General features: G+C 43.5%; 24 protein-coding genes, 2 tRNA genes and 1 riboswitch. Of the genes, 13 read left to right on the forward strand and 13 right to left on the reverse strand.

The window, feature by feature from the left end; all coding sequences use genetic code 11:
- Window positions 1–43: 43 nt before the first annotated feature.
- From A7K50_RS09835 to A7K50_RS09865, 7 genes are all read right to left on the reverse strand, one after another.
- Window positions 44–865 (reverse strand): hypothetical protein, encoded by an 822-nt coding sequence (locus A7K50_RS09835; RefSeq protein WP_119775912.1) that lies wholly within the window; start codon window positions 863–865, stop codon window positions 44–46.
- A 14-nt stretch (window positions 866–879) separates the two neighbouring features.
- Window positions 880–2238, reverse strand: a complete 1359-nt coding sequence (locus A7K50_RS09840) for a hypothetical protein (protein ID WP_119775914.1) — start codon at window positions 2236–2238, stop codon at window positions 880–882.
- 298 nt (window positions 2239–2536) lie between these two features.
- Complete coding sequence (locus A7K50_RS09845) at window positions 2537–3019, reverse strand: HNH endonuclease (protein WP_119775916.1); 483 nt, start codon at window positions 3017–3019, stop codon at window positions 2537–2539.
- A gap of 77 nt (window positions 3020–3096) precedes the next feature.
- Window positions 3097–3318 (reverse strand): hypothetical protein, encoded by a 222-nt coding sequence (locus A7K50_RS09850; RefSeq protein WP_119775917.1) that lies wholly within the window; start codon window positions 3316–3318, stop codon window positions 3097–3099.
- 68 nt (window positions 3319–3386) lie between these two features.
- Entirely contained in the window at window positions 3387–4265 is an 879-nt protein-coding gene (locus tag A7K50_RS09855; protein ID WP_020491412.1) for a hypothetical protein, read from the reverse strand.
- 205 nt (window positions 4266–4470) lie between these two features.
- Window positions 4471–4659: a hypothetical protein gene (locus A7K50_RS09860; RefSeq protein ID WP_119775919.1), complete on the reverse strand. Its 189-nt coding sequence runs from the start codon at window positions 4657–4659 to the stop codon at window positions 4471–4473.
- A gap of 2 nt (window positions 4660–4661) precedes the next feature.
- Complete coding sequence (locus A7K50_RS09865; RefSeq protein WP_119775920.1) at window positions 4662–5135, reverse strand: 3D domain-containing protein; 474 nt, start codon at window positions 5133–5135, stop codon at window positions 4662–4664.
- Between the two features lie 284 nt (window positions 5136–5419).
- Here A7K50_RS09865 and A7K50_RS14065 point away from each other — a divergent pair.
- The 5 genes from A7K50_RS14065 (at window position 5420) to clpX (ending at window position 10010) form a co-directional block, all read left to right on the forward strand.
- A tRNA-Leu gene (locus A7K50_RS14065) sits at window positions 5420–5488 on the forward strand.
- 10 nt (window positions 5489–5498) lie between these two features.
- Window positions 5499–5583: transfer RNA gene (locus A7K50_RS09870), tRNA-Leu, on the forward strand.
- A gap of 302 nt (window positions 5584–5885) precedes the next feature.
- Complete coding sequence (locus tag A7K50_RS09875) at window positions 5886–7043, forward strand: glycosyltransferase (RefSeq protein WP_243103708.1); 1158 nt, start codon at window positions 5886–5888, stop codon at window positions 7041–7043.
- 313 nt (window positions 7044–7356) lie between these two features.
- Window positions 7357–8706 carry a trigger factor gene (tig, locus tag A7K50_RS09880; protein ID WP_119775924.1) on the forward strand — a complete coding sequence of 450 codons (1350 nt, stop codon included), beginning with the start codon at window positions 7357–7359 and terminating at the stop codon, window positions 8704–8706.
- Between the two features lie 50 nt (window positions 8707–8756).
- A complete protein-coding gene (gene clpX, locus A7K50_RS09885) occupies window positions 8757–10010 on the forward strand; it encodes an ATP-dependent Clp protease ATP-binding subunit ClpX (RefSeq protein ID WP_119775926.1) in 1254 nt (417 codons plus the stop codon).
- A 542-nt stretch (window positions 10011–10552) separates the two neighbouring features.
- Here the strand turns inward: clpX and A7K50_RS09890 are convergent.
- The 6 genes from A7K50_RS09890 to A7K50_RS09915 form a co-directional block, all read right to left on the reverse strand.
- Window positions 10553–11737 (reverse strand): adenosylcobinamide amidohydrolase, encoded by a 1185-nt coding sequence (locus A7K50_RS09890; RefSeq protein ID WP_119775927.1) that lies wholly within the window; start codon window positions 11735–11737, stop codon window positions 10553–10555.
- Between the two features lies 1 nt (window position 11738).
- Complete coding sequence (locus A7K50_RS09895; RefSeq protein WP_119775929.1) at window positions 11739–13010, reverse strand: heme ABC transporter ATP-binding protein; 1272 nt, start codon at window positions 13008–13010, stop codon at window positions 11739–11741.
- Window positions 13011–14060 (reverse strand): iron chelate uptake ABC transporter family permease subunit, encoded by a 1050-nt coding sequence (locus A7K50_RS09900; protein ID WP_119775930.1) that lies wholly within the window; start codon window positions 14058–14060, stop codon window positions 13011–13013. It abuts the gene before it with no gap.
- Window positions 14061–14075: 15 nt separating this feature from the next.
- Window positions 14076–14993: a cobalamin-binding protein gene (locus A7K50_RS09905; RefSeq protein WP_119775932.1), complete on the reverse strand. Its 918-nt coding sequence runs from the start codon at window positions 14991–14993 to the stop codon at window positions 14076–14078.
- Window positions 14994–15112: 119 nt separating this feature from the next.
- Window positions 15113–15297: riboswitch (cobalamin riboswitch) on the reverse strand.
- Window positions 15287–15451: a hypothetical protein gene (locus tag A7K50_RS09910; RefSeq protein ID WP_020491421.1), complete on the reverse strand. Its 165-nt coding sequence runs from the start codon at window positions 15449–15451 to the stop codon at window positions 15287–15289. (Overlaps the previous riboswitch by 11 nt.)
- Before the next feature lie 32 nt (window positions 15452–15483).
- Window positions 15484–16347, reverse strand: coding sequence for an SPFH domain-containing protein (locus tag A7K50_RS09915; protein ID WP_020491422.1), 864 nt, complete (start codon window positions 16345–16347; stop codon window positions 15484–15486).
- Window positions 16348–16533: 186 nt separating this feature from the next.
- Here A7K50_RS09915 and lonB point away from each other — a divergent pair, with 186 nt between their 5' ends.
- The 8 genes from lonB to A7K50_RS09955 all read left to right on the forward strand — a co-directional run bounded on the left by lonB (window position 16534) and on the right by A7K50_RS09955 (window position 26252).
- A complete protein-coding gene (gene lonB, locus A7K50_RS09920) occupies window positions 16534–18279 on the forward strand; it encodes an ATP-dependent protease LonB (RefSeq protein ID WP_020491423.1) in 1746 nt (581 codons plus the stop codon).
- Window positions 18280–18317: 38 nt separating this feature from the next.
- The gene (lon, locus tag A7K50_RS09925; RefSeq protein WP_119775934.1) at window positions 18318–20702 is read left to right on the forward strand and encodes an endopeptidase La; all 2385 of its coding nucleotides are present in this window, start codon (window positions 18318–18320) and stop codon (window positions 20700–20702) included.
- A gap of 265 nt (window positions 20703–20967) precedes the next feature.
- Window positions 20968–21576 (forward strand): ribosome biogenesis GTP-binding protein YihA/YsxC, encoded by a 609-nt coding sequence (gene yihA / locus A7K50_RS09930; protein WP_119775935.1) that lies wholly within the window; start codon window positions 20968–20970, stop codon window positions 21574–21576.
- Between the two features lie 159 nt (window positions 21577–21735).
- Complete coding sequence (locus A7K50_RS09935; protein ID WP_119775937.1) at window positions 21736–22725, forward strand: sodium:calcium antiporter; 990 nt, start codon at window positions 21736–21738, stop codon at window positions 22723–22725.
- 116 nt (window positions 22726–22841) lie between these two features.
- Window positions 22842–23438 (forward strand): hypothetical protein, encoded by a 597-nt coding sequence (locus A7K50_RS09940; protein ID WP_020491427.1) that lies wholly within the window; start codon window positions 22842–22844, stop codon window positions 23436–23438.
- Window positions 23439–23646: 208 nt separating this feature from the next.
- A complete protein-coding gene (locus tag A7K50_RS09945; RefSeq protein WP_243103709.1) occupies window positions 23647–25101 on the forward strand; it encodes a glycosyltransferase family 39 protein in 1455 nt (484 codons plus the stop codon).
- A gap of 67 nt (window positions 25102–25168) precedes the next feature.
- Window positions 25169–25900 carry a glycosyltransferase family 2 protein gene (locus A7K50_RS09950; RefSeq protein ID WP_020491429.1) on the forward strand — a complete coding sequence of 244 codons (732 nt, stop codon included), beginning with the start codon at window positions 25169–25171 and terminating at the stop codon, window positions 25898–25900.
- A gap of 4 nt (window positions 25901–25904) precedes the next feature.
- Window positions 25905–26252 carry an EamA family transporter gene (locus A7K50_RS09955; RefSeq protein WP_020491430.1) on the forward strand — a complete coding sequence of 116 codons (348 nt, stop codon included), beginning with the start codon at window positions 25905–25907 and terminating at the stop codon, window positions 26250–26252.
- Window positions 26253–26296: the final 44 nt, after the last annotated feature.

A 26296-nucleotide genomic window follows, 5' to 3' on the forward strand; every position in this document is an offset into this window, starting at 1 on the left:
TCCCAATCATCATCAGAACCATCTTGATTTTTGTTTGTCTCGCTTACTTTGTCGTTGCTGTTTGTTTTTTTTTTTCATTTGATGGTTCATTATTCACTGTTTCTAGTTCAACCCATCTTCCATTGAACCAGACTTTTCCGGTATGACAATCATAATCATCGTCATAGAGATTTTTATAAGCATTTCCTTGATAAGATGGAAAGCCAATTGTATTTTGGGTATATGTTTTTTTATGCACTTTATCTTTTATTTCTGATGTGATAAATTCATCAAATTGCGAAAGTTTTACTTTGTTCAATTCTTCAATTTGTTTGTTAATGATGGCAATCTGTCTGTGTAATTCCATTTCTTCAGGAGAAATAACATCTTCCCACTGTAATTCATTGTAAATCACACCAACATTGAAATCATACAGATCGACACGAAGGCTACCATTCTTATTGGCAATGATGCGAATAAACCAATCATGGCCTGATTTGCTGAAGAATTCCATTTGTGAATTATCTTGACCTGATGGGGAAGTTGCCATATTAACGTGGCTGTGCCCCCATACTTTGAGATTATTCCAAATGTCCATGCCGTTTGGTTGCATGAGTAAATTTTCGCCGAATTCAGCAAGACCTTCTGGTGTGATTTCTGTTGTCGTAGAATGTACATCTTGGTCAAAGACATACACATCATGGATGTAATAAACATTCTTTGTATCGTGTTTGGTTGCTGTACCTAGCCAACCAACTTCTTCACCACATTTGTCTACTAGAAGTTGCATTTTGGTAAGTGCTTCTGAGGAAATGTACACTTCAGGAGCACATACCGATAGGATACTTAGTGTTGGTTTTGTTGTTGGAATTTTGAATGTTGTCATTATATTAATCCTCCTTAATTGTGTACGTATTCTTCGACACGTTCATCAAAATGATAGTATTCGGCTCGGCAATTTTCACAAACCCAATATTCATCATCTGCATAATAACTTTCATTACCATCTTCGTCGGTTTCAGTTACGACTCTGTCGTAAACGTGATATGTTTCACCTTCACGGAAATATTCATCGCATGCATCACAATGCTCAGAGAGTTCATCATCTTCATCACCATATTTGATGATGTTTCCTTCTGCATCGACTTCATCCCAATTACAAACATTTGCCCCGGCAGAGTCTTTTGTATTTGCAGCTTCAAGAAAGTCGATGCCAATGAGTGCCAATGCGTAGATTTGCATTTGTGCAGACAGTTCGGCAATAGTACTTTCGGTGTTACCAAGACATGCTCTACCATTATCGCCATTTACATGCGGGTGTGGGTCACGATCTGTCCAGTAACTATGACGTGGATTATCACCGAAGAAACGTATATCTGCTTCTTCAGGTTTCAACACGATGCGGTATTTACCGCCGTAATAACGTTTGCCGTTATCAGCATAAATGTATAATGGTTTTGTGAAGATTGTAATTTCATTATTCTTGACTTGAAGATCGTCAACTTTTTTGTGTGCAACAATTAGGTCTAAATCTTTTATTACACCAGAAAGTAAATCATCTGTATTGCTTTTTTCAGCAGCAACACGGCGGCGTGTTTGATTGAGAGAATCAATTGTGGTTTTTAAAGACTGTTTATAAGTTACAATGTCATTTTCATATTTTTCAATATATCTCAAGTCTTGCCGCATGTTTTCTTCTTTCTTTTTCTTAATCACATCAGAAAAACGTGATGTTAAAGTAGATTTATTTTTAGTATGCAGCCAAGAATTTTCAAATGTTTTCGGTTTTAATACTTTTACTTGAAATTCACGCATTATGTACGTGAAGATTGCAATGCCTTCTTGAGCATCATTCGCAAATGGGTCAAACAAAACATACAATTCATTGTATGCTGGCACGAATTCAGCAATAATAATGCCTTCATCTGACATGATGGCAATTTTACCTTCAGTAAATGATTGTGACATGAAATTAGTAAACGGATATTCTTTTCCATTGATGTGAATCGGCGTGTCAAACTTAACATCATTACCAGCACATTTTGCAGCTGTGTTGATATAAATTAATAGTTTTTGTTCATCAAGTGAGTCGATTGTGAATTTATCGTGGCAAAGATTGTACATTTCAACTTTTTGCCCAAAGAAATCAATCAATTCATTATTGATGATAGTTGGAATGATGGTGTGTAGAAAATTAAAATCTGAATCATTTTTGCCAAGTTTGGCACGATAAGTGGAAACATCTACTGTGATATTCATTGATATACCTCCTTAAATATATGTAGTTGTACTCTACTTGAAGGATGTGATGATTTCAGCGTTACTCATCACAACGGACGCTACCCGTTAATAATGTAAAATCCTTCAAGTAAAGCACATCGGGCGATATGTGCTTCACCATATAAAAAAAGGAAGACAAAAGATGATAGAACATAAAATAGAGTTATTATGTTCTACTTGATAGACACAAGTGCACGTTCAAGGAGGTATGCCTGTTTTACGTGTCAATTTACGTTATGTCTATCAAGTAAAGCACAATTAGTGCTTCACTTATATGTTATTTACATTCAACTTCAGCTGTACGTCTTGCAGCAATGGCATCTTGGAGTTCATCATAAACTCCCAAATGAACACGTATTTTATTATGTGTTATTTGTGATTGCCATTTGTCGAGTCTTGCATTCCACTTAACTCCTTTGTGACCACTAGAATTAGTCTTATATAAAGACTTATTGTTCATATTTTCTTGAAATGTGACAATACGAAGATTAGATTTTCTATTATCTAATCTATTTCTATTGATGTGGTCAACAAACTCATTTGAATTTGCTCCAAGTAATGCTCTGTGCATTAGTCCAAACTTTGTTGATCGTAAATACCAATCTTTTTTATTAAGGTAGTGCCAATAATTATTAGAAACAAAATCTAAATCTTCTTTATCAAAAAGAAATATTTGTCCATCTGGCATAATACCTTCATAGTGATCTTTTAATTCAATATATTTGATTGTATTTTTTCTGACTTTTCGATGATAAGTCATACAGTTTCCCTCCTATTTGATTCAATATAAATTAATTGTATTTCATAGAAGGGAGACTGTATAATATGGTTTCCTTCTTATTTGTTGCCTTTAATCTGTTTAACAAGAAGAATAAGACTAGTACCATCATCGACGACGGTTGAATCGATATTAGTTATCTTTTCACCATCAACTTTCACATCATAGCCAGATGGGTTGAGGTCTGCCATTGCGAGAACTTCGCTAACGGGAGTCCCTGTCGTTACCGCGTATTCTGTAATTCTTCCTGGCATGATACCTACTCTGATTGTTTTTTCCATGGTTAAAAACCCTCCTTGAAATATTATCTAACCCTCTGATTTTTGTTATCTTTATATTTGTGGGTTGATTACTTTAACGCAAGTAACATTAAGGGATTGATGGCTGCATTGGATGCGCCGCCGCTGAATGCTTGAAGCATCAGTAAATCTTTAATGTCTGATTTGCCACCAAGTCCATCGCCGAGGATGCTCATCATAAGCAAGGGATTGGATGCAAAATCTTTTCCACCAGCACCAGACATTAACATCAATGGGAGTAAATCATCCTTGTTTCCGTCCATCGCCATGAGCATCATTGGATTGAATGCTCCATCAGTTGCAGCGTTGTTGAACAGGGAAGTGACTTTGTAGTAGAAGTTGAAACCGAAAGCATTGGTTTCTTTGCAGATCGTGGATTTGGTTCCTTTATTGATGTTTACAGCGGATAGGCTGCCGTTGTCTTTGACGGTCAGTATTTGGAAATAATCACCTTTAACTTTGATTACGTCACCTTCGGCAACATCTGCAACAGGCAGGATAAACATGAATTTGCTTGCTTCAGCAAATACGAGAGACATGTGATTTTCAATCACATCTTTTTCCGCATCATAACGGACAAATTCATCTGCGTTACGGCGGATTACAACCTTGCCGTCAAACGTGATGGCGACTTCGCCATTTGTGATTATACCGAATTCACCCATAAGTTTTTTGATATTCATTTTTTCTGTTCCTCCTTGATTTGGTGTAATGATAGTTTTTGCAACTGGCGAATATGCCGGTTGTTTTGCCGGTGTTGATTTAACCGACTTTGGCTTTTTTGTGTACTCAAGAAGATCGTCAAGTTCAACTTCGATGTATCCATTTACATCAGAGTAAACTTGTACAATATCGTCATAATTGTCGATATCAACAACGATTACGTCCTCACCTAATTCTTGACTGTACACTTTGTCACCGATTTTCATTTGTTCTCCTCCTTTTTAATTTGTTTTATATGTATCTGTTATTAAAAACAGATAATAACGAAGAAAGAAAAGTACCCTACATGTTAATCACCGAGATAATTCCAACCTTTGAAGTTGAGTATTAGTACTTCACATCGTATTAAAGAACCATGTTTTAAATACTGTCTACTATCAATATAAAAACATTTATTTGTATTGAAATAATTTACACCTCGATTTCTTCAATAATGAAAGAGTCCATCATTTCTTCATATGACATGTTGAAAAGAGATAAATAATCTCTTAATTCATCAATGGTATCAAAAGTTCTAATCATTAGTTTTGAGTCGAGCAAATATTCATTACCATTAAGTGAAATCCCATTGATTGGACGAGAAACACAATATTTAACCATATTTATACCTCCATTTTCATTTCAAGATAACGCACACCCCACTTAATTGCTTCATCATAAGAATTCATTACCACATCAATTTGGATACCATCATAAGATCGCATTGCTCCACCGGTATCTTCCGCAACTGCGTTACCGTAGCCTGGGATATAAAGTTGTGTGCCATATGGAATTTTAGATGGGTCAACTGCTGCAACACCAATTCTTGGTGTGGTGCCGGTTGCCGTTGTACTTGCTGTACCGTCATTACATATACCTGATTTGTTATCGAATGGTGCATATGCAGTTACTTTTGCCCTTACGGTTATGTAATCAGGCTGTTCTTGTTTTTGTTGATAAGTATAAACTTCAGAATAAGAAACGTTCCCTTCACATATTTCTTTGTATTCTTTTTTTAGATTGTGAATGAGGAGACTATCAACTATGATGAGAAGTAACGTTAAACAAACCATAAATGTTATGATACGTTTATTCATCAACCTACTCCTTATTTAAAAATGGGTACAAAAAAAATAACGTTCCCTACGTCTAAAGATAGACATAGAATGCGTTATTTTGGTTTGGTTTCGGTTGATGTGTTAAGTTGTTTGTGTTGTTGTTTTAAGTTACTTCCACAATTTACATCACATCAACAGGAAAGTCAAGAGTTTTTTTTTACTTGTGTTATTGTTAATCCGACAGTATAATAAATATAATACGAATATCTTAAAGAGGTTTTGAATAATCTAAAACACGTCAAACGCTTGGTACATGCGGCTTTTGGGGAATGTGTAATAAAATATGGACTCTGACTCCGACACCGGTGGTTCAAATCCATCTACCCCAGCCAACTTTTATATGCGGGAGTGGCGGAACTGGCAGACGCACTGGATTTAGGTTCCAGCGGGTAACTCCGTGCAGGTTCAAGTCCTGTCTCCCGCACCAAAATTAAGGACTTCAGGCAGTTGACCTATAAATGGTTGACTGTCTTTTTTCTACACATTACGATCACAAATCGCCAAAATGGAGGTGCCGTAACAAAGAAGTCACAGAAGAGATAACACCAAATGTAAAAAATCGAGAAAAAGTATTTAAATGTCAACCGGCAATTATTATAATATGGATGTAACAGGAATAATCCCAGATTCTTGGACCAGAATATCTTTTCATATATAATTATCTGATCCGGTTTATAATATGAATAGTAATAACACCAGATGAAAAGAGTCTTGGAGGGGGAAAAAGAAGTGTCGGGAATTTTGATTTTTTCATCAAACTATGGTGAAGGACATTTCCAGGCGGGTGAAGCACTTGCCGAAGCTTTTGGCCATCAGCCTTCTCCAATACAGGTAAAGCACTTAGATTTTGGTTCTTTTTTTTACTTTAACACGGATTATTTTATGAGGAAAGCCTACGCAACAATGATCAAGAAGACGCCGAAACTCTGGAGAATACTCTTTGAAAAGACGGCAGGACTGACTGCCGAAGACTGCCGGAAGTTTGTGCGGGGATTGGAAACGAAGAAGCTGTTAGATTGTATCTGGAAGTTCAATCCTGATGTGATTGTAAGTACCCATTTTATACCGGCTGCCATACTGGGTGAACTGAAACTCAAAGGGCTCCTTTCTGTTCCGCTGGTTACGGTGGTGACGGACTACCTTGTTCACGGTGTATGGATCCACTCCGGAACGGATAAGTATATTGTAGGTTGCAAGGATGCATGTACCAGGCTCGCGGAGGCAGGAATAGCACCCCAGAACGTGATTCAGTCCGGGATCCCTCTCCGGTTAAGATTTGAAGAAGCCATCCAACAATGCGCCGCTAAACAAAAACTGAAGCTTGACCTGAACCGGAAGACAGTACTCATCATGGGTCTTAACGGTAAACCCGTGAGCAATGTCGCAGAACTGAAGGAGATTGTCCGGAACCTGGCTCAGGATATTTCGGCACAATTATTGGTGGTTTGCGGCTACAATAAAGAGCTGTACCATGCGCTTAACAGTGAAATTCGGGAAAAGAATCTCTGCATCAGACTCTACGGTCATGTCGACAATGTTCAGGAATTGATGGCAGCTTCTGATCTTATGATCACTAAAGGAGGAGCATTGACAATTTCCGAAGCACTGACCATGGGACTTCCCTTGCTGATGTACAGACCAATCCCGGGGCATGAAAAAGGAAATGCTTATTTCGTTGAACAAGCGGGAGCGGGGAAGGCTTTCGGTACCCCGGATGAACTGATCCGCTACACAGTAGAACTGTTTAAGCATCCGGCCAGACTGGAAACAATGAGTTTAGCGGCACGGATGATACTGCCGGTCAATCCTTCACAAAATGCAGCTGCCTATATTTTGACACTCAGGAAAAACACCAAAACCAATCCGTTCAAAACAGAAGCGATGTAGTACCCGGCAGAAAATCTGCCCGTCATTATATTCCAAAACAAGGATTAACAAGGCACTAGATTTAAACAGAATATCAAGCGTTTTCCTTGATTCTTTGGAAAACTTCTGATAATATTAACTGGTCAATATCAGGTTTACTGGAAAGGGGAAACGGATGTTTCCTCTTTCTAAACTTATTGCTTTTTTTCCAGGGATTTACTCTTTAGCAAGGTTTGCATTTATTTGAAAAAGGGCAGAATATCCTGGTGTGAAATGTTGATACTATTTAAATATAAAAAATAAAAGCAAGGTTAAATTCCAAGGAGGAGCGGACATGTCTGTCAAGATCGAAAAGAAGAACAATAACACCTACGAAATGGAAATTACGGTTGGGGTTGAAGAGGTTTCTGCAGCTTTTGACCGGGTAATGAAAAGAGCCGGCCAGGGACTCAGCATACCAGGTTTTCGCAAAGGAAAAGCCCCCAAGCATATAATAGAAAGGTATGTTGATAAAGACGCTGTGAAAAATGAAGTGATGGAGCAGGTCTCTTACCCGGCTTTATTTGAAGCCTTTAAAGAGCATTCCATTACGCCTGTTTCCAGACCGGCTATACAGGTTGTCCAATTTGAGGCAGATAAAGATTTCATTTATAAAGTTAAGGTAGAGACAAAACCTGATGTAGAGCTGGGAGAATATAAGGGTCTTGGCATTGAAAAACAGGCTGTTGAGGTTACAGACGAGCAGGTGGCCGAAGAATTGGAACGCCGTCAAAATAGACATGCTAAACTTATTCCGGTTGAAGACGGAGAAATCATTGACCAGGATATTGTCACGATTGACTTTGAAGGATTCCTGGGTGATGTGCCGTTTGAAGGAGGAAAAGGTGAGAATCACGAGTTAACCATCGGTTCCGGCACTTTTATCCCAGGATTTGAGGAACAAATAAAAGGTTCTAAGAATGGTCAGGAACTCGAAATCAATGTTAAGTTCCCGGAAGGCTATCACAGCGAAGAGCTCTCTGGAAAAGATGCCATGTTTAAAGTCAAGATCAACGGTATTAAGAGAAAAGAACTGGCTGCTCTGGATGACGAGTTTGCCAAAGACGTCAGCGAATTTGACACGTTAGAAGAATTGAAGCAGGATATTAGAGAAAAGATGATTTTGGCTGCAGAAAACAGATGCGACAATGAATATAAGACCGAAGTTATGAAGAAGGTTGCTGAAAATGCAGTCTGTGAAATTCCTGAAGGAATGAAACAGGAACGCATTGATGCGTTGATGGAAGACCTGCAGCAGAACATGGCCTATCAGGGGATTTCCATGGAGCAGTATTGTCAGTATGTCAACACTAGCATAGAAGCGCTTCGTGAATCCTTCAGTCAGCAGGCAGCTGATGGACTAAAAACTGAACTTGTCCTTGAAGCAATTGCGGAAAAAGAAGGAATTACGGTTACTGATGAAGAAATTGAATCCGAGATTAATAGGATGGCTATGCAGTATGGCAGGACAGCTGAAGAACTGAAGTCAGCTTTTGAAGCTCGCGGTGAGATGCAGATGTTCAAAATGAGTTTAACATCAGAGCATACCGTTGATTTCCTGGTCAAGAACAATGGTGTTGAACAGGAAAGTGCCGCAGCACAGAACACAGATTCGGAGAGTAATGTTGCGGAGGAAAATGAATAAGATAATTATTGCGATAATGATAAGGGAATTCTCAATAAAGGGGTGAGCATATGGCAAAGTTTAACGATGAAAAGAATCAACTGAAATGTTCTTTTTGCGGTAAAACGCAGGAACAGGTCAAGAAACTGGTAGCAGGTCCCGGGGTATACATTTGTGATGAATGCATCGAGCTCTGTAATGAAATCATTGAAGAGGAACTCCAGGATGATGTAGGCTCAGAAATTGGAGAGATTCCTAAACCCAAAGAAATCAGAAGTATTCTTGATCAATACGTTGTCGGTCAGGACGAAGCAAAAAAAGCATTATCTGTTGCAGTTTATAACCATTACAAGCGTATCAGCATTGGCATGAAGGTCGATGATGTCGAGCTTCAGAAATCCAATATTATTATGCTCGGTCCAACAGGTTCCGGTAAGACGCTGCTTGCTTCTACACTGGCTAAAGTTCTGAATGTCCCATTTGCTATAGCGGATGCAACCTCATTGACGGAAGCCGGCTATGTCGGAGAAGATGTCGAGAATATTCTCCTCAAACTGATTCAGGCTGCTGATTATGATATTGAGAGGGCAGAGCGAGGGATTATCTATATTGATGAGATTGATAAGATTGCCCGAAAATCTGAGAATCCATCCATTACCAGGGATGTATCAGGGGAAGGTGTTCAGCAGGCACTGCTCAAAATCCTGGAAGGCACAGTAGCCAGTGTTCCTCCGCAGGGAGGACGCAAGCATCCCCACCAGGAATTCATCCAGCTCGATACCACGAACATCCTGTTCATTGTCGGCGGGGCTTTTGATGGGATTGACAAGCTGATTCAAAACCGCATCGGCAAGAAAGTGATGGGTTTTGGGGCGGAAATTCAAAAGAAGAATGAAAAGAACGTCGGGGAATTCTTAAGGCAGATCCTGCCGGTAGACCTCTTAAAATACGGGTTAATTCCCGAGTTTGTCGGAAGACTTCCTGTTATTGTCACCTTGGATGCCCTAGATCAGGATGCGCTAGTCAGCATTTTGACCCAGCCCAAAAACGCCTTGGTCAAACAGTATGAAAAACTGCTGGAAATGGACGGTGTAGGGCTGGAGTTTAAAGAAGATGCGCTTAAAGCCATTGCTGAAGAAGCGATTCGCCGTAATACGGGAGCGAGGGGTCTTAGGGCGATTATGGAAGAAATCATGCTGAATGTCATGTATGATATTCCAACCCGTTCGGATGTCACCAAATGCGTCGTTACCAAGGATACGATCCTTCAGCGAATTGAACCTGAGCTTATCACAGCGGATAGCAAGAAGGAAGAATCAGCTTAAGTAGAATAAATCTAAACCTATGAGATACTGTTAATAGTTTTATGCTATTGGCAGTATTTTTGTAAACTTAGGGTTTACGTCATGTACCCTAACCGCTCTTCGGCTATTGCGCCATCCATGGCGCAAAAAGCCGCGCTCCGCATCGTGCTCCGCTTGGCCGCGGATAGACTACATGACGTTAAATTTTGGGTCTATTAAGCCATCATATAAAGAATGCGGGATCAGAATCGAGGGGAATTCCGTATAAAGCTTCCAAGCAAATTTTACAGCCGCCGACGAATGAGTTTCGCCAGCGGCTGTTTTTAGTTTGAACGGCTAGTACCACAAATAATGAGTTGTATTCTGGCATGCAAACCTACTTAACCCTAAGATCAGTCTGGGGGGCACAGTTCCGCTGTGAGCGGAGCAGGATAGCGCAGCGCGGCTTTTTGCGCCAAGGATGGCGCAATAGCCGAAAAGCGGTATTGTGGCTCACAGACTTACCCTCACATAATGATAATGTAATATACAAAATGAAAAAACAACAATTTGAGGATACTGTTCTAGTCGAACTTCGCTGCAGCAATGATCCTTACTGTTAGCACTGCAAAGCAATGGGACATTGCCGTTATGGCATCGTCAACGGAGCTGTAGGAAATTAAGAAATCATTCAGAAAATCATCCGGTAAATCATAGCTTCTCCTGAGACGTTCAATGATGATTTTCCCTTCGGAGGCGGCCTGGGCAGGCGATAATAACTGCCAGTCCAATTGATCCATCAGATGGACATAGAGCGTAGCCGGGACCACTAGTTCCCCTTCGCGTTCTATCTTTATTAACCTGTTCAGGAACTTTTGCTTATCCAGCGATCCCGGTTTTCTCGATTCCGCTTGATTCGGAACTCCTGTTCGAGACGTGGATCCCTGACATTCCAGGACACCGATGCCCTTCTGGTATTCTTGCCAGAGGGTTTCTTCATTGATACCGAATCTTTTTAAGCGGTTCAGCAGGCTGAACTGGCAGACCGGACATAGGCTGGTCTGCAGGAAAAGAGCCTCCTTCACAGCTTGTTTGACGGTGATTCCAATCAGTTCTCCCAATTTGCTGTGTTTGCCGGCATAGAAGAGCCTGGAGCCAGAGTTGCTGTTGCAGATGATGACCGTCCCGTCTGTGCCTGATCCTGTGGCGATGCCCCTAGAATAGCAACTGCCTGCCATAAGCTCCTGCAGGGCAGCCGTTTTGGCTTCTGTACAAGTCACAAGTGCTCGGGTCAGGGTCTCTTCCGGAAGATCGGCATTGATATACAGCAGAATATTAATCGTTCCAGCCGGAATGTTTACCGTTTCCCCCTGCCGTTCATGGAAGAAAGCTGGATCACCGATCCGGCCGCCGTTCATTTCGATGCCGCCGGTTACCACTGCGGTGACGGTCAGATCTTCGTAGCTTGCTGTCCGAATAGCCGCATTATTCATGGCAGCAGCTGTCAGAAGACCTGCGGAGGCTTCAGGATCAAGACCCAATTCCGTGGCAATCAGCTTCATATGTTCCTCATAGACGGTTGGAGTGATGTCACACGTCAAGCCCATTCCCGAATTAATATCGTGGTTAAAAACAAATTTCAGGTTTTCACGGTAGCCACCGTTCAAATGGGCGGTACTCAGAACCTTGCGGTCATCCTTGAAAAAAATAATGATACTGTCTTTATAGCGCTCAACGGTATCACCTGTTTCGTAAGTCCACAGAAGCAAATCATTTTCCTCCGATCCTACCTAATAGTTCCCGGATGCTTTCGAACTTCTCTGCACCATGCTGTATCATGCCGGTGAGAAGGCTGTCAGCTTTGCCACCGGTAAAATCTCCTGTGTAATCCCACTGTTCTGATTCAGGTTCCACAATCATTACTTTTTTGTTTTTAAGGTGTAAAGCCGCTGAAACTTGTTCTAAATTGACGATGTTCCCGTACCCGAAAGGAACAGACAAAACAATGATCAGGTCCGCTTCGTTTAGAAGGTCTTCATTCATGTTAAACGCTTCGGCGGAGATGGGGGCAAAAGGAGCTTCTTCTGATACGGCAATGCCAAGTTCTTTGGCTTTTTTCCAGTCCGAATCTCCAATGTTCAGGACGCCGCAGCTCACTTGATAACCGGCCTGAACCAACTGTTCCATCAGATAGACACCGCTTCCACCTCCGCAGAGTAAATGAATACGTACATCCCTGGCAGCCTCACTCCGGTCCTTCTTTTTACTTAACGGAATAATATTAAAGCGTCCGGTGATTTCATTCGTCGAAATCGCAACTTCGATATGGTAGCTGTCACGGATCTTCTGGGCTGTAAGCACTTCAACGGGACTGCCATAAGCCACAATTTTGCCTTTATCCAGAAGAATGATTCTATGGCTGAATTGGGCGGCAAGGTTAAGATCGTGCAAAACAGCGATCACGGTCAGGCCTTTAGTTTTATTCAAACGATCCAGAAGCTCCAGCAATTCATATTGGTGCTGGATATCTAAATGAGAGGTTGGTTCATCGAGCAGCAGGACTTTGGGTTCCTGAGTTAAGGCTCTGGCCACAATGACTCTTTGCCGCTCACCTCCGCTTAGTTCGTTCACAGAGCGGTCCTTCAGGTGCCAGACGTTTGTCAGCTCCATCGCCCATTGAGCAATCTCCACATCCTTTTCAGAATCGCCCTCAAATCGCTTTTGATGGGGCATTCTGCCCATCAGTACCGTCTCCATGACAGAAAAAGCAAAATCCCCTCCGGTATCCTGGGGGACGACTGCAATCGTTTTGGCAAGATCTTTTTTCTTAATCTTAAAAATATCCTGATCGTCGAGCAAGACAACCCCCTTCTGGGGAGTAATTTCTGCGGTAATATTTTTTAGCAGGGTAGACTTGCCGGACCCGTTGGGTCCAATAATGGACACAAAACTGCCCCTGCTGATTTCCAGACTTAAGCTTTCCAGAATATTTTTACTGCCGTAGGCAAATGTGAGGTTACTGGCAATGATTGAAGGCTCCACTTATATTCCTCTCTCTTTCTTTTTCTTCAGCAGATAGATGAAAAAGGGCCCGCCAAAAAGCGCGGTAATGACACCGACAGGGATTTCCTGTGAACCCATGCATGTCCTGGCAATCGTATCGGTAATCACCAAAAAAGTTCCGCCCACTAAGAAAGAGAGCGGAAGCAGGATCCGGTGATCCGGACCGACTAGAATCCTAACAATGTGCGGAACTATCAATCCGACAAAACCAATCGAGCCGCAGGCAGCCACAGCGCCAGCTGTTGTCAGTGAAGTAGCGACAAGAAGAATAATCTGCAGTTTCCCAAGATTGATACCCAGATGCTGAGCGGTACTGTCGCCAAAAACCATCGCATTCATTTCCTTGGCTAAAGTAAATAAGACAATGATGCCAATAATCGTGAACGGAGCGGCAAGCTGGATATGTTCCCAGCTCTTATTGGCAAAACTGCCCATGAGCCACAGATAGATTTTATCGATATCTTCCGTATTTAAAACCATCAGAAAAGACATGACTGCTGACAGGAACGCACTGAGTGCGACACCTGCCAGTAGCAGTGTAGTGACAACAACTTTTTTTCCAACTCTGGCCAGGGAGTAAACAATCCAGGTTGTGAGAAATGCTCCGGCAAAACTAAAAACAGGAATTTCAATCATACCCAGGAAACCGGCTGCTCCTGTAACAATGGCGACCGTGGCTCCCAAACCTGCACCTGAAGATACCCCCATCACGTAAGGATCTGCCATTGGGTTTTTAAAAAAACCCTGCAGCGTACCTCCTATAACCCCTAGGGCTCCCCCGACCAAAGCTGCCAGAATGATTCTTGGAATACGCAGAGTCCAGATAATTGTCTGGTGGACCTGTGAATAGTCTTCCGCGTGAAACCAGTGATTCAATAAAGGTACTTTGCTCAGGATAACCCCGGCACTCTCTTTAAAAGAAATGTTCGCGGAGCCAATCGTTGTGCAGAAAATGCCCACGATGACCAAAAATAAAGTGAAGATGATCAGCAAGTACTTCCAATTTTTCCTGCTTTTTAATACATCCATGATTGATAACTCCGTTTATTTACCGAAAACTTCGGGATGAATCGTTACCGCCATTTGTTCCAGACCCTCGATAACTCTCGGGCCTGCTCTGCTGATCAGGTTGTCATCAATTGCAAATACCCTGTTGTTTTTCACGGCGCTTAAGACTTTATAGCCGGCTCGATTTTGGATATCTGCAGGGGTATGTGCATGGGTATTGATGATATAGTAATCCGGATCGGCTTGAAGCAAATTTTCCATGCTGTAATTATAATACCTTTCCGTGTTGTCGGCAGCAATATTAACACCACCGGCAACTTCAATAATATTATTGACAAAACTGGTTGAACCGGCTGACATCAAAGGATCATCCCAGATTTCAACAAATACGCTTGGTTTGGCCAGGCCTTTGACTTTGGAAGTGATATTTTCTACTCTGGTTCTCATATTTGCATTCAGCGCAGTAGCCTCAGCTTCCTTGCCGGTCAGAGAACCGGCCAATTCAATATTGCTGATGACCTGATCAATCGTATCGGCATCGAGCACAACGACAGTCGTGCCTAGTTCTTCAAGCTTCGTGATAACATCTTCCTGTACGCCGGCGGAGATAAAGACCATATCCGGATCTGCAGCGACAATCATTTCCACATTCGGGTCTTTAAAGCCGCCCATTTTTTCTTTGGTCAGCGCCTGTTCAGGATAGTCGCAGTATTCTGAAACACCAATGATTTCTTGATCAAGTCCAATGGCAAAGAGAATTTCGGTGATAGCAGGGGCTAAAGAAATAATTTTCTGGGGATACTTGTCGATGGTAATCTCTCTGCCCAGCGTGTCCGTAAACATCTTTTCCTGTTGGGCCTGTTGGTTTTTTGTTGAACAGCCTGTGGCCAAGCCAAGGGCCAGGGTAAGGACCATGGTCAGAATCAGCAGTAGTACAAATGGTTTTTTCTTCATAATCATTTCTCCTTTGTTTTGATTCTTTTAAGATAAAACAAAAACAAAAGTCTCTTAATTCTAAGAGACTTTCCCATTCTAAGTCGGCTTAATCATTAAAGGAAGCGTTTTTACCATACATCATCTTCCTAATCCGAGGCAGGTCTCCTGGCTTACGGGTCATTCTCCTTCCGGCCTTCCCGGATCATATCCAGTGGCATTCAGAATTCGTCTCCTCATTCTGAGGCACCTAGGATCAATCATTCATTTCTCATTTCTCTACGCTTACAATATTGCATAGAAGGCCCTTTTTGTCAATCGGATTTTTTTTTAGGAATCCTTCCTGCTTTCCGGACGCTTTCCCGTAAGAGATATTCAATATGAGCGTTGACGCTTCGGAATTCGTCGGACGCCCATTCTTCAATCATGCTGAATAACTTTGGATCGATACGCAGCGGAAAGTTCTTCTTGTCTGCCATTATCCTGCTCCTGCTGACGCCTTTTTTATTTTTTAATACAGAGTGCCGGTATTGAGTACTGGCTGGGCTGAACGGTCAGAGACAATTGCGACCAGCAGGTTGTTGATCATTGCCATCTTGCGTTCGTCGTCGAGTTCAATTGTCCCGCTGTTTTCCAACTGCTGAATAGCCATCTGGGCCATTCCGACAGCACCTTCCACAATTTTCTGACGGGCAGCCAGGATTGCGTTAGCCTGCTGCCTCTGAAGCATGGCGCTCGCAATCTCGGTGGCATAGGCCAGGTGGGTTAGGCGTGCTTCAATTACTTCCACGCCGGCAAGTGTCAGGCGCTCCTGAAGTTCCTTCGCAATTTCTTCGGCTACTTCCTCGGTGTTGCCCCTTAAGGAAACATCACCTTCTTCATAATTGTCATAAGGATATTTGGTTGCAACATGACGCAGCGCTGTCTCACTTTGGATTTCTACAAACTGTTCATAATTGTCTACATCAAATACAGCTTTAGCCGAGTCCACCACTTTGATCACGACAACTGCAGCAATTTCAATCGGATTGCCGTCGACATCATTGACTTTCAAACGTTCGCTGTTGAAGTTGCGGACTTTCAGGGAAATCTTTTTCGCGGCAACGAACGGAACCGTCAGCCAGATACCGGGTTCGCGGATACTGCCGATATAGCTGCCGAAAAATGTCAGTACTTTGGCTTGATTCGGCTGGATAACCTGGATGCCGGTTGAGACAATCAGTGCCAGAAGAAGCAGAACCACTGCTAGTACGATATTCGTGAATCCTGTTTCTTGAACTGAGGCAACAATATTAAATGTTGCAGCAGCCAAAAGGGCTAAAAAAATGAGAATGCCCAGGAACCCGTTAACTTTCCATGCTTTTTTTTCAATCATAGCTATCATCCTTTCTTTGTGAAAAACCAGTTTAAATCAAACTGGATCAAACATTTAATTGATATAATAATGATATCATTCTAATATAATTAATGCAACGATTTTTGCGGGTGACTTTCGCAATATGTTTTGAATCTTCTGATCTGGTAAATACTACATAGAGAGTGTTGAGCAGGAGGTACTGGAATGGAAGGTTTGGGGTTTGGGTCACTACTGGCAATGATTCAGTTGGCTTTTGTATTGGTTGTTGGAATTTATTTCTGGACGATGTTAAGGCAGCAGTACTCGACGAGATCTGCTGTGGAGAAGGAGTCCGTGAAACAAAAAGAAAAGCTGCAAAGAATGCGTAAAATATCTTTGACGATCCCGCTGTCGGAAAAGACCAGACCGGAAGTCTTTGCGGAAATCATTGGACAAAAAGAAGGTGTGAAAGCACTTCGGGCTGCTTTATGTGGGCCGAATCCTCAGCATGTTCTACTGTACGGGCCTCCGGGTGTCGGCAAAACAGCCGCGGCCAGGCTTGTCCTTCAAGAAGCTATGAAAAATCCGCTCTCGCCGTTTAAAAGTGAGGCAAAATTTATTGAAATTGACGGTACGACGGCCAGATTCGATGAGAGAGGGATCGCTGATCCGCTGATCGGTTCTGTCCATGATCCAATTTATCAAGGCGCAGGTGCCATGGGGATGGCGGGGATACCACAGCCCAAGATGGGTGCTGTCACGAAAGCCCATGGCGGGATTCTTTTTATTGATGAAATTGGTGAACTTCACGCCATTCAAATCAATAAACTGCTTAAAGTGATGGAGGACCGCAAGGTTATTCTGGAAAGTTCCTATTATAGCTCTGAGGATAGCAATATCCCTGAGCACATCCACGATATTTTCCAAAACGGCTTGCCGGCAGATTTTAGAATGATCGGCGCGACGACCAGAAGACCGGAAGAAATACCAGCGGCAGTACGCTCACGCTGTATGGAAATTTTCTTCAGGGCGCTTCAGCCGGAGGAGATTGCGGTTATCGCCAAAAACGCTGCCGAAAAAATTGATATTGAGATCACAGACGGAGCATTGGAAGTTCTTAAAAAATATGCCACGAACGGCAGAGAAGCTGTCAATATCGTACAGCTGGCAGCCGGAGTCGTTCAAAATGAAGGCCATCGTTGTATTGATGAGGAGAATATCGAATGGGTGGTTATGACCGGACAATACACGCCAAGGCCTGAGAAAAAAATTCCACCTTTCCCCCAGATTGGATTGGTCAATGGCCTGGCAATCTACGGAGCAAACCTTGGCATGCTCCTGGAAATTGAGGTCACAGCCTACCCGGTCAAGAACCGTAAGGGGGAGCTCTATGTAACTGGAATTGTTGAAGAGGAAGAATCAGGTTATGAAGGTAAAAAAACGCGCCGGAAAAGCATGGCGCGCTCCTCGTTGGAAAATGTTTTGACCGTACTTTGCCGGGAGCATAAGATTGAACCGCGTCATTACGATATCCATGTCAATTTCCCCGGGGGAGTTCCAATGGATGGTCCATCTGCAGGCACAGCTATGGCGACAGCAGTGTATTCGGCAATTAAAAAATGCAAGGTGGATAATACCATAGCTATGACCGGGGAGTTATCGATCAGGGGAAGAGTAAAACCGGTTGGCGGGATCAGTGCAAAAATTGAGGCAGCCGTCCAGTCAGGGTGTAAAAAGGTATTTATTCCGCAGGAAAACTGGCAGGCCAGGTTTACTCACTGGGAAAAGGATATCCAGATCATTCCGGTGGAGACGCTCGATGAGATATTGAATGAAGTACTTCAACCCGCTTTGCCAGCCGCCAACATGGTCGAAGTGGATTTATCGGAAAAAGAGGTGTCGCTTAATAAGGTGCTGAAAAGGATAAAAATCCCATCCGGCAATTTGCATGAACAAGGTAAACCGTGTTAGAATATAGCACTGACAAGTCTTTTGAGGGGAGATAAATTATGCACGAAAGAGAGATACCGATCCTTCCGCTTAGAGGAATCCTTGTCTTTCCCTATATGGTGATTCATCTTGATGTCGGTAGGGAAAGATCCATGGCAGCCATTGAGGAAGCAATGCTTTTGGATCGCCAGATTCTTCTACTTTCACAAAAGGAAATGGAAATAGACAGCCCGACGACCGATGATCTGTATACTGTAGGCACAATTGTTGATATTAAACAGCTTTTGAGACTTCCCGGTGGGACAATGCGCGTTCTTGTCGAGGGGATCTGCCGTGCCCAGGTCATCGAATTTTTGACGGAAGATCCTTTCTTCAAAGCGCAGGTTGAAAAATTCCCCGGTAATGAGCGTATGACTCCCGAACACGAGAATATGACCAGGAGTCTAACACATCAGTTTGAGGAATATGCGCGTCTCAGCAAAAAAGTATCTCCCGAAGCGATCGGATCGGTGCTTGCTGTGAAAGAGCCTGGCCGGATGGCCGATTTAGTGGCTTCCCACCTGAATTTAAAGATAGAGGATAAACAGTCGGTTCTTGGTGCGATTGATGTTAATGAACGCCTGGAAAAGCTTACCGAACTAATTATGCGTGAAATCGAGATCCTTGAATTGGAAAGACGCATCGGGCTCAGAGTCAGAAAACAGATGGAAAAGGCCCAGAAAGAATACTATTTAAGGGAACAGATTAAAGCGATCCAGAAAGAACTGGGCGACAAGGATGAAAAACAGGCTGAAATTGAAGAATATAAAGAGAAGATCGAAAAGGCGAATCTGACGGATGAGGCCAGGGAGAAGGCTTTAAAAGAACTGGATCGCCTCGAAAAAATGGCTGCATCTTCCGCTGAAGGAACCGTTGTCCGGACGTATATTGACTGGATCATTGCTCTTCCCTGGAATAAAGAGAGCCGGGACAAAGCTGACATGCGCAAGGCTGAAAAAATATTGGAAGAAGATCACTATGGATTGGAAAAAGTCAAGGAGAGGATCCTGGAGTTTCTTTCCATCCGTAAATTGACGCCGAATATGCATAGCCCGATCCTTTGCTTCATTGGACCGCCAGGAGTAGGCAAGACCTCACTTGCCAAGTCTATCGCGAGGTCCCTGGACCGTAAGTTCGTCAGGATGTCACTGGGTGGCGTTCGCGATGAAGCGGAGATCAGGGGTCACCGCCGGACGTATATTGGGGCATTGCCGGGCAGGGTGATTCAGGGAATTCGCAAGGCGGAAACAAAAAATCCGGTTTTTCTTTTCGATGAAATAGACAAGATGTCTTCAGACTTTCGCGGGGATCCTGCTTCAGCCATGCTCGAAGTGCTTGATCCGGAGCAGAATCATTCCTATGCGGACCATTATCTGGAGATTCCTTTTGATCTTTCCAAAGTGTTGTTCATCATGACAGCCAACTATATAGAGAATATTCCGCGCCCGCTTTTGGACAGGATGGAAGTTATTCATTTAAGCGGTTATACCGAAGATGAAAAAGTCAATATTGCGGTCCGGCACCTCGTACCGAAGCAGATGAAAGCGCACGGCCTAAAAGAAAACATTGTCCGGCTAGATAGCGCGTGCGTTCTGAAGGTTGTCCGCGGTTATACTCGGGAATCCGGCGTCAGGAATCTGGAACGCGAAATTGCCAATGTATTACGCAAAGTTGCGGTCCGGGTCGTGAAAAAGGAATGGGAACCGAGGACACTGACTTCGGAAGATATTGAAACCCTGCTTGGAGCCCCCCGCTATTTTTACCGAACTGTGGGCTTTGAACCGGAAATCGGCGCCGCCGTCGGCCTAGCTTATACAGAAGTCGGCGGAGATGTACTGACCATTGAAGCTACGCCTCTAGCCGGCAAAGGCAGATTGACGCTGACTGGAAAACTTGGCGATGTGATGAAAGAATCAGCGCAGGCCGGACTGACGTTTGTCCGTTCCCAGGCTGAGGCTTTAGGGATAAGTAAGGATTTTTACGATCAGCTTGATTTGCACATCCATGTGCCGGAGGGAGCTGTACCAAAGGATGGACCGTCTGCTGGCATCACAATGGCGACGGCGATGGCTTCCGCGCTTTCTTCCAGAGCGGTCCGCCAGGATGTGGCGATGACCGGAGAGATCACCTTGCGCGGCAATGTGCTGCCAATCGGTGGTGTGAAGGAAAAAGTGCTGGCTGCACACAGGGCAGGGATCAAAACGATCATTCTTCCCGAAAAGAACCTGAAGGACTTGGAAGATATTCCGGAAGAAATCAGGAAGGAACTGGATTTTTATTTTGTAAAACGAATGGAGGAAGTTCTGGATATAGCCCTCCTTCCGTTTCCCAAATCACAGGAATTTCTGCCGCAGCTACCGGTCTACAATACGGACTTTTCGCAGCCTGAAAGCAGGCCGTTGTAAGCAACTCAAATAATCTGCTGCTAAACAGAGTTCAGTCCTATATACAATCAGACGGGAGACAGAGGGGCGTTTTAGGATCCTTTTTCAGAGGAGATAAAGAAAAACGTCCCTCTGTATTTACCTTTGTTTTCTAACCAGTCTAACCGGTCTCCCTGTGCATTTGTCTCCCTTGGATTAATCCCCATTTTGGAGTACAATATTAGCTGTTGATATTTAAGGATATAGTGGGGATATTGTACTGACGATGTCCCGTTGAGGTGATAGTGTGATTTTTCGTAAAGCAGAATTTGTGATTTCGGCAGTGAAGCCGCAGCAGTATCCTGAGGGATCTAGGCCGGAGCTGGCTGTTTCAGGCCGTTCCAATGTAGGGAAATCTTCTTTAATCAATAAGCTTGTCAACCGCAAGGCGCTGGCCAAGGTCGGCAAAACGCCCGGCAAAACGCAGACGATTAATTTTTTTAATATTAATGATGAATGGTATCTCGTTGATTTGCCGGGCTATGGCTATGCAAAAGTGGCTCAGGAGACCCGAATGCAGTGGGGGAAGATGATGCAGACGTACTTTCGTCTACGTGAAAATTTGAAAGGCGTCATTCAGCTGGTTGATATCCGTCATCAGCCGACCGAGGAAGATAGGATGATGATGGAAATGCTTAAGGTCAACAACATTCCTGTTCTGGTGGTAGCGACAAAAGCGGATAAAATTGCGAGGGGGCAGCGGCCCAAATATCTCAAAATTATTGCAGAATCTTTCAAAATGTCCGACTGGAAGACGATTATTCCATTTTCTTCGGAGGATGGTACCGGCCTTCAGGAATTGAATCAGGCCATGGATGATATTATCTTTTCTACGGAAGACAAACCCGGAGTGTAATCCGGAAGAATAATCGATGAAGAAGAGCAATAAATTTTGAAGAGTAATGCAAAATAAAACATAGAATACTTAAGAATTCCATGGAAAATAATAACATTAATAGCTTTGAAGTAATAGTTTAAGAAAAATAGTTTATTGAGCTAAAACGGGAGAGGAAAAATGATTGATATAATTTTTTTGGTTGTCAGTCTGGGTATTATTCTTCTTGGTGCAGAAGTGTTCACAAACGGAATAGAGTGGCTTGGCAGGAAGCTCAATTTGGGTGAAGGGGCTGTCGGAAGTATTTTTGCCGCAGTAGGGACCGCTTTGCCCGAAACATTGATTCCGATCCTCGCGATTCTGACCTCCAGTGGTGCAAGCGGGCACGACATTGGAATAGGGGCAATTTTAGGAGCGCCGTTTATGCTTGGAACACTTGCTTTTTTTGTCACAGGGATTGCGGTGCTGATATTCCGTAGAACAAACAGACCAATGTATATTCATCCGGAAGTCATCGAGCGGGATCTGAAGTTCTTTCTGATTGTCTATTCACTCGCAATCGTTGCTTCCTTCTTACCGACACATTCTTTGAAAATGCTGATTGTGATTATTCTTGTAGGGGCTTATTGTGCCTATGTTTACCGGACAATCAAATCAAGCCATGGTGAAGCGAATTTAGAAGAGGAACTTCCCGCGTGCTACTTCTCCCGCAGGGGGGAGCCTAGACTGATTGTCATATTTGTTCAGATCATAGCTGCGCTTGCAATTATCATTGCGGGCGCGGAACTGTTCATTAATTCTGTTCAGGCTGTATCCACGGCTGCCGGAATCCCCGTATTCATCCTGGCAATTATCATTACGCCGATTGCAACTGAACTGCCGGAGAAATTCAACAGTGTTCTCTGGGTGCGTCGTGGTAAAGACACATTGGCCATGGGAAATATCACCGGAGCAATGGTCTTCCAGAGCTCGGTCATTCCGGCAATTGGCATTTCGCTGACCTCCTGGGTTCTGGAACCGCTGGCCCTGGTCAGTGCGCTGCTTGCCCTAGCCTCTGCATCCCTTCAGTATTTTGTCATTGTCAAAACAAAAACCCTCTACCCTGCAATCCTGATGATTGGCGGGGTATTCTATGCAATCTTCTTATTCCTTTCCCTAAGAGCGATTTAACTCCGAACGGAAGGTATATAGAAAAAAATAGACAAATGTTCCCAAAATGATGAATAAAGGTTATCCCGGTTCTAATATATTATATTAGGATAATATACGAAACCGGGTGATTTTTTATGGGAACAAGCATTCTAAAAGGCATTACCATAGGTCTGCTCGTCACGGTCCTGACCCTTTTGGCCGTCCTGGTCACAACACTGGCTGGAATTGATGAAACGATCATCGCCTATCTTGTGGATTTTGGTCTATTGCTGAGTTGCCTGACTGCCGGTTTTCGAGCCAGCAGAGACTCAGGCCGGCTGCTTCCCGCAGGACTAGCTGCCGGGGGATATGCTGTGGCTGGCATACTGCTTTTGGCTCTTTATTTTCCAATTGAAAGCCTTGGGGCCGTCAAAATTATTTCCGAAGGAATAGGTCTTGGACTGCTGGCAGGGGTACTCGGTACAGGTTTTCTTGGTTCCGAACGTGTCTCTTATGGACGGCTGAACAATATACCGCATCCAAACAGTCTGATGCGATCCAAATGGCCGTTAGAGGAAGACAGGAAATTCACAGCTGATATTCGGAGCAATCCCAGTTGGTACGGTGAAAACCCAGATGCGGAAAGGACCCGGATCTACGAACTGTGCAGCAAAAAACCGGAACTCACGGATGAAGAGGAAGCTTTCAACTGGTGGGAAGTCGAAACAAAGAAGCAGCTTCGGCGGCGGTAATTGGTGCGCTGTAGTCAATCAACAGGACAGGATACCTTTTCCACTTGCATTGTTTCAGGGCAAACAAGCAAGAGGGAAAAGGTTTTTTCTTTATTGAAAGAAGCTTTGGTATAGGCAATTCATATATAGGAAAAGCTAAGTCAGATGATGAGCGCCGCGGTGGACAGAGGAAAGATGAAAGCATTAGCTGAAAACAGGGGTGCCGATAATGACGAAAAGAGAAAAAACCATCCTATTTTTCCTATTGACTTTTATTCTTCTGCTCAGGCTCTATCACATTAATGTTGGTCCTGTTGAAATTGAGGAGAGCTGGCGGCAAGCCGACACAGCATCCATCGCAAGGAATTTCGCAGGTTATGACTTTCACCCGTTTCATCCTAATTTGAACTACGACGGACCATTTCCAAATATTCCGGCGTTGGAAATTCAAGTTACGACCTATTTGATCGCGATCCTGTACAAAGTATTCGGCTATCATTATTTTCTGGCACGGGCTGTCCCCATTGCTTTTTTCTTGATCTCAGCCCTGTATCTGTATCTGCTGGCACGCCTGTATCTCGGGCGGAACGGAGCAGCTTATAGTCTTCTGATTTATGGGATCCTGCCGATTAATCTGTATTATTCCCGGGCGATTATGCCTGAGTCCGCAGCCCTGATGTTCTGGATCGGAGGATTTTACTATTTTAATCGGTGGATTATCAATCAAAACGATCACGATTATAGCGATCTGCAAAGCAAATACGGTTTGCTTATTTTAAGCTCGTTTTTTTTAGCTTTTGCAATCATGACCAAACCACCTGTGATTTTAATTGGAATCCCTATGATGTATCTCTGTTTTAAGTATTATGGTCGCAAATGGTTGAAAATGCGTATTTTTTGGATATACGGCTTCATTACGACAGCGATCCCAGCCTGCTACTACTATTTCAGTACTGCCGCTGCGGAATATAAATTTACACTGGGCATTACCCGTAATATTATCTTTAAGCAGGTGATTACCGCCTTTTACAGTCCGGAGGCACTTGACTTTTTTGTGGTAAATTTGCCTAAGGCCCTTGGAATAAGCGGGCTGCTTCTTTGCCTCGCAGGAATATTTTTTTTGCGGGAAAAGCAAAAAGTCTTTTTGCTCTGGTTTATCACGATGATTTTTGAGGCAATCCTGATTGTAAGTGAGATCCGGGCGTTTTATTACCTAATATTTTTGATGGTGCCGTGCTGTTTGTTGGCCGGTAATCTTTTGGCCAGGGCGGTTTCGGGTTCAGTTGGGAAAATTGCAGGAGTAGTATTGGTACTGCTCTTAATGAAGGAAAGTTATGATCTGGTCAAACCGATGTTCACCATCAACACGGTGATGGCGAAACAAGTAAACGTAGTAAAGCAGCTGACGGATCAGAACGATCTCCTAGTCGTCGGTTCTCTGGATCCGTGTCTGCTGGACTTAACGGACAGAAGAGGCTGGCGGTACAATCTTAGGCTGTATGCTGCAACACCCAAAGATCCTATTCAGGAACTGGATGATTATATTGCAAGGGGAGCCAAATATTTTGTGCCAATTCAGGGGAAAATATATGGGGATCAGGATGAGAAGTTAATGAGCTATATTGAAGGAAAATATCAGAAGCTCGAGGTCGTACAGGGCTACCCGATTTATGTACTAAAGTGAGCGGTGACTGCTTATCCGCAAACTTACGTTTATCTTTTGGCAATACTGCCTGGAGGAGGCGAGTGATATGAAGGTTCTGATTGGCTTGCCCGCCTACAATGAAGCAACCGGGATTATTCATTTATTCAACAGCATTGCATCCTACCGAGAGGTCAGCCGGTATAATATTCAGGTCCTGCTGGTGGATGACGGCAGCATCGATGATACTGCAGAAATTGTAAGCACTTACGCTCGAGATCATGGTTATGTAACACTGGTCAGGCACCACGGAAACAAGGGCCTCGGAGAAGCCGTCAAAACGATTTTACGTCATGCGCTGGAAACCCTGAAGGATGACGATGTCCTGGTTACCATGGATGCCGACAATACCCACAGTCCCCTGCTGATCGAGAGCATGATTGAAACGCTGAACAGTCGGGATCTTGACTTGGTTGTCGCCTCCAGATTTACTTCGGGAGGATATGAAATTGGGCTGAAAACCTTACGAAAGTTTTTCAGCCGGGGCGCCAGGTGTTTCTTTAAATTGTTTTTTCGCATCAAAAACCTCAATGATTATTCATCTGGCTACAGGGCTTACCGGGTGAGAGTAATCAGAAAGGCACAGGACCGCTGGAAAGAGCTGATTACGACCAACGGTTTTGACTGTATGGCCGAGATCGTTGCTAAATTCAGCAGGATGGAGGTTAAAGCCGGGGAGGTACCGCTTATTCTTCATTATCAACAGAAAGAAGGGGCCAGCAAAATGCAGGTGTCAAAGACAGTCAGAGGTTACTTTGCATTGCTGGCTAAGGTGAGATAAACGGATGATCTATTTGCTGGCCTTGATTTCCATTGCTCTGGGATCGACCGGGCAGTTCGTTCTTAAGCTGGCGGCAGGGGAACTTCGGCCGGACAGTGGGATATGGAACCTTGTTTATTCGATGATCAGTCCGAAGATGGTCTTTGCCGTGAGCTGTTTTGTTTTCAGCATGCTGATGTGGATATTTGTCCTGAGAAAGCTGGAGCTCAGTATTGCTTATCCAATGGTCAGTCTGGGCTATATCCTGGTAATGCTGCTTTCCTTTTTCTTTCTTCAGGAACAGGTTTCAGCTGCAAAGGTTGGTGGGACTTTATTGATTGTAGCCGGGGTCATCGTGCTAAACATGAAGTAATGTCCCGCTTAAAGAATTTCTGATAAAAAGATTACCTGAGTCCG

The sequence above is a fragment of the Dehalobacter sp. MCB1 genome (genome assembly GCF_003590275.1).
Classification (GTDB): domain Bacteria; phylum Bacillota; class Desulfitobacteriia; order Desulfitobacteriales; family Syntrophobotulaceae; genus Dehalobacter.

Excerpts from the sequence above, each read along its gene's own strand:
- A7K50_RS09860 (WP_119775919.1), bottom strand. The coding sequence starts at position 4,659 with ATGGTTAAATATTGTGTTTCTCGTCCAATCAATGGGATTTCACTTAAT.
- clpX (WP_119775926.1), top strand. The coding sequence starts at position 8,757 with ATGGCAAAGTTTAACGATGAAAAGAATCAACTGAAATGTTCTTTTTGC.
- lonB (WP_020491423.1), top strand. The coding sequence starts at position 16,534 with ATGGAAGGTTTGGGGTTTGGGTCACTACTGGCAATGATTCAGTTGGCT.
- lon (WP_119775934.1), top strand. The coding sequence starts at position 18,318 with ATGCACGAAAGAGAGATACCGATCCTTCCGCTTAGAGGAATCCTTGTC.
- tig (WP_119775924.1), top strand. The coding sequence starts at position 7,357 with ATGTCTGTCAAGATCGAAAAGAAGAACAATAACACCTACGAAATGGAA.
- A7K50_RS09835 (WP_119775912.1), bottom strand. The coding sequence starts at position 865 with ATGACAACATTCAAAATTCCAACAACAAAACCAACACTAAGTATCCTA.
- A7K50_RS09910 (WP_020491421.1), bottom strand. The coding sequence starts at position 15,451 with ATGGCAGACAAGAAGAACTTTCCGCTGCGTATCGATCCAAAGTTATTC.
- A7K50_RS09950 (WP_020491429.1), top strand. The coding sequence starts at position 25,169 with ATGAAGGTTCTGATTGGCTTGCCCGCCTACAATGAAGCAACCGGGATT.
- A7K50_RS09940 (WP_020491427.1), top strand. The coding sequence starts at position 22,842 with ATGGGAACAAGCATTCTAAAAGGCATTACCATAGGTCTGCTCGTCACG.
- A7K50_RS09840 (WP_119775914.1), bottom strand. The coding sequence starts at position 2,238 with ATGAATATCACAGTAGATGTTTCCACTTATCGTGCCAAACTTGGCAAA.
- A7K50_RS09865 (WP_119775920.1), bottom strand. The coding sequence starts at position 5,135 with ATGAATAAACGTATCATAACATTTATGGTTTGTTTAACGTTACTTCTC.
- A7K50_RS09915 (WP_020491422.1), bottom strand. The coding sequence starts at position 16,347 with ATGATTGAAAAAAAAGCATGGAAAGTTAACGGGTTCCTGGGCATTCTC.
- A7K50_RS09845 (WP_119775916.1), bottom strand. The coding sequence starts at position 3,019 with ATGACTTATCATCGAAAAGTCAGAAAAAATACAATCAAATATATTGAA.
- A7K50_RS09905 (WP_119775932.1), bottom strand. The coding sequence starts at position 14,993 with ATGAAGAAAAAACCATTTGTACTACTGCTGATTCTGACCATGGTCCTT.
- A7K50_RS09850 (WP_119775917.1), bottom strand. The coding sequence starts at position 3,318 with ATGGAAAAAACAATCAGAGTAGGTATCATGCCAGGAAGAATTACAGAA.
- A7K50_RS09955 (WP_020491430.1), top strand. The coding sequence starts at position 25,905 with ATGATCTATTTGCTGGCCTTGATTTCCATTGCTCTGGGATCGACCGGG.
- A7K50_RS09935 (WP_119775937.1), top strand. The coding sequence starts at position 21,736 with ATGATTGATATAATTTTTTTGGTTGTCAGTCTGGGTATTATTCTTCTT.
- A7K50_RS09945 (WP_243103709.1), top strand. The coding sequence starts at position 23,647 with ATGACGAAAAGAGAAAAAACCATCCTATTTTTCCTATTGACTTTTATT.
- A7K50_RS09900 (WP_119775930.1), bottom strand. The coding sequence starts at position 14,060 with ATGGATGTATTAAAAAGCAGGAAAAATTGGAAGTACTTGCTGATCATC.
- A7K50_RS09855 (WP_020491412.1), bottom strand. The coding sequence starts at position 4,265 with ATGAAAATCGGTGACAAAGTGTACAGTCAAGAATTAGGTGAGGACGTA.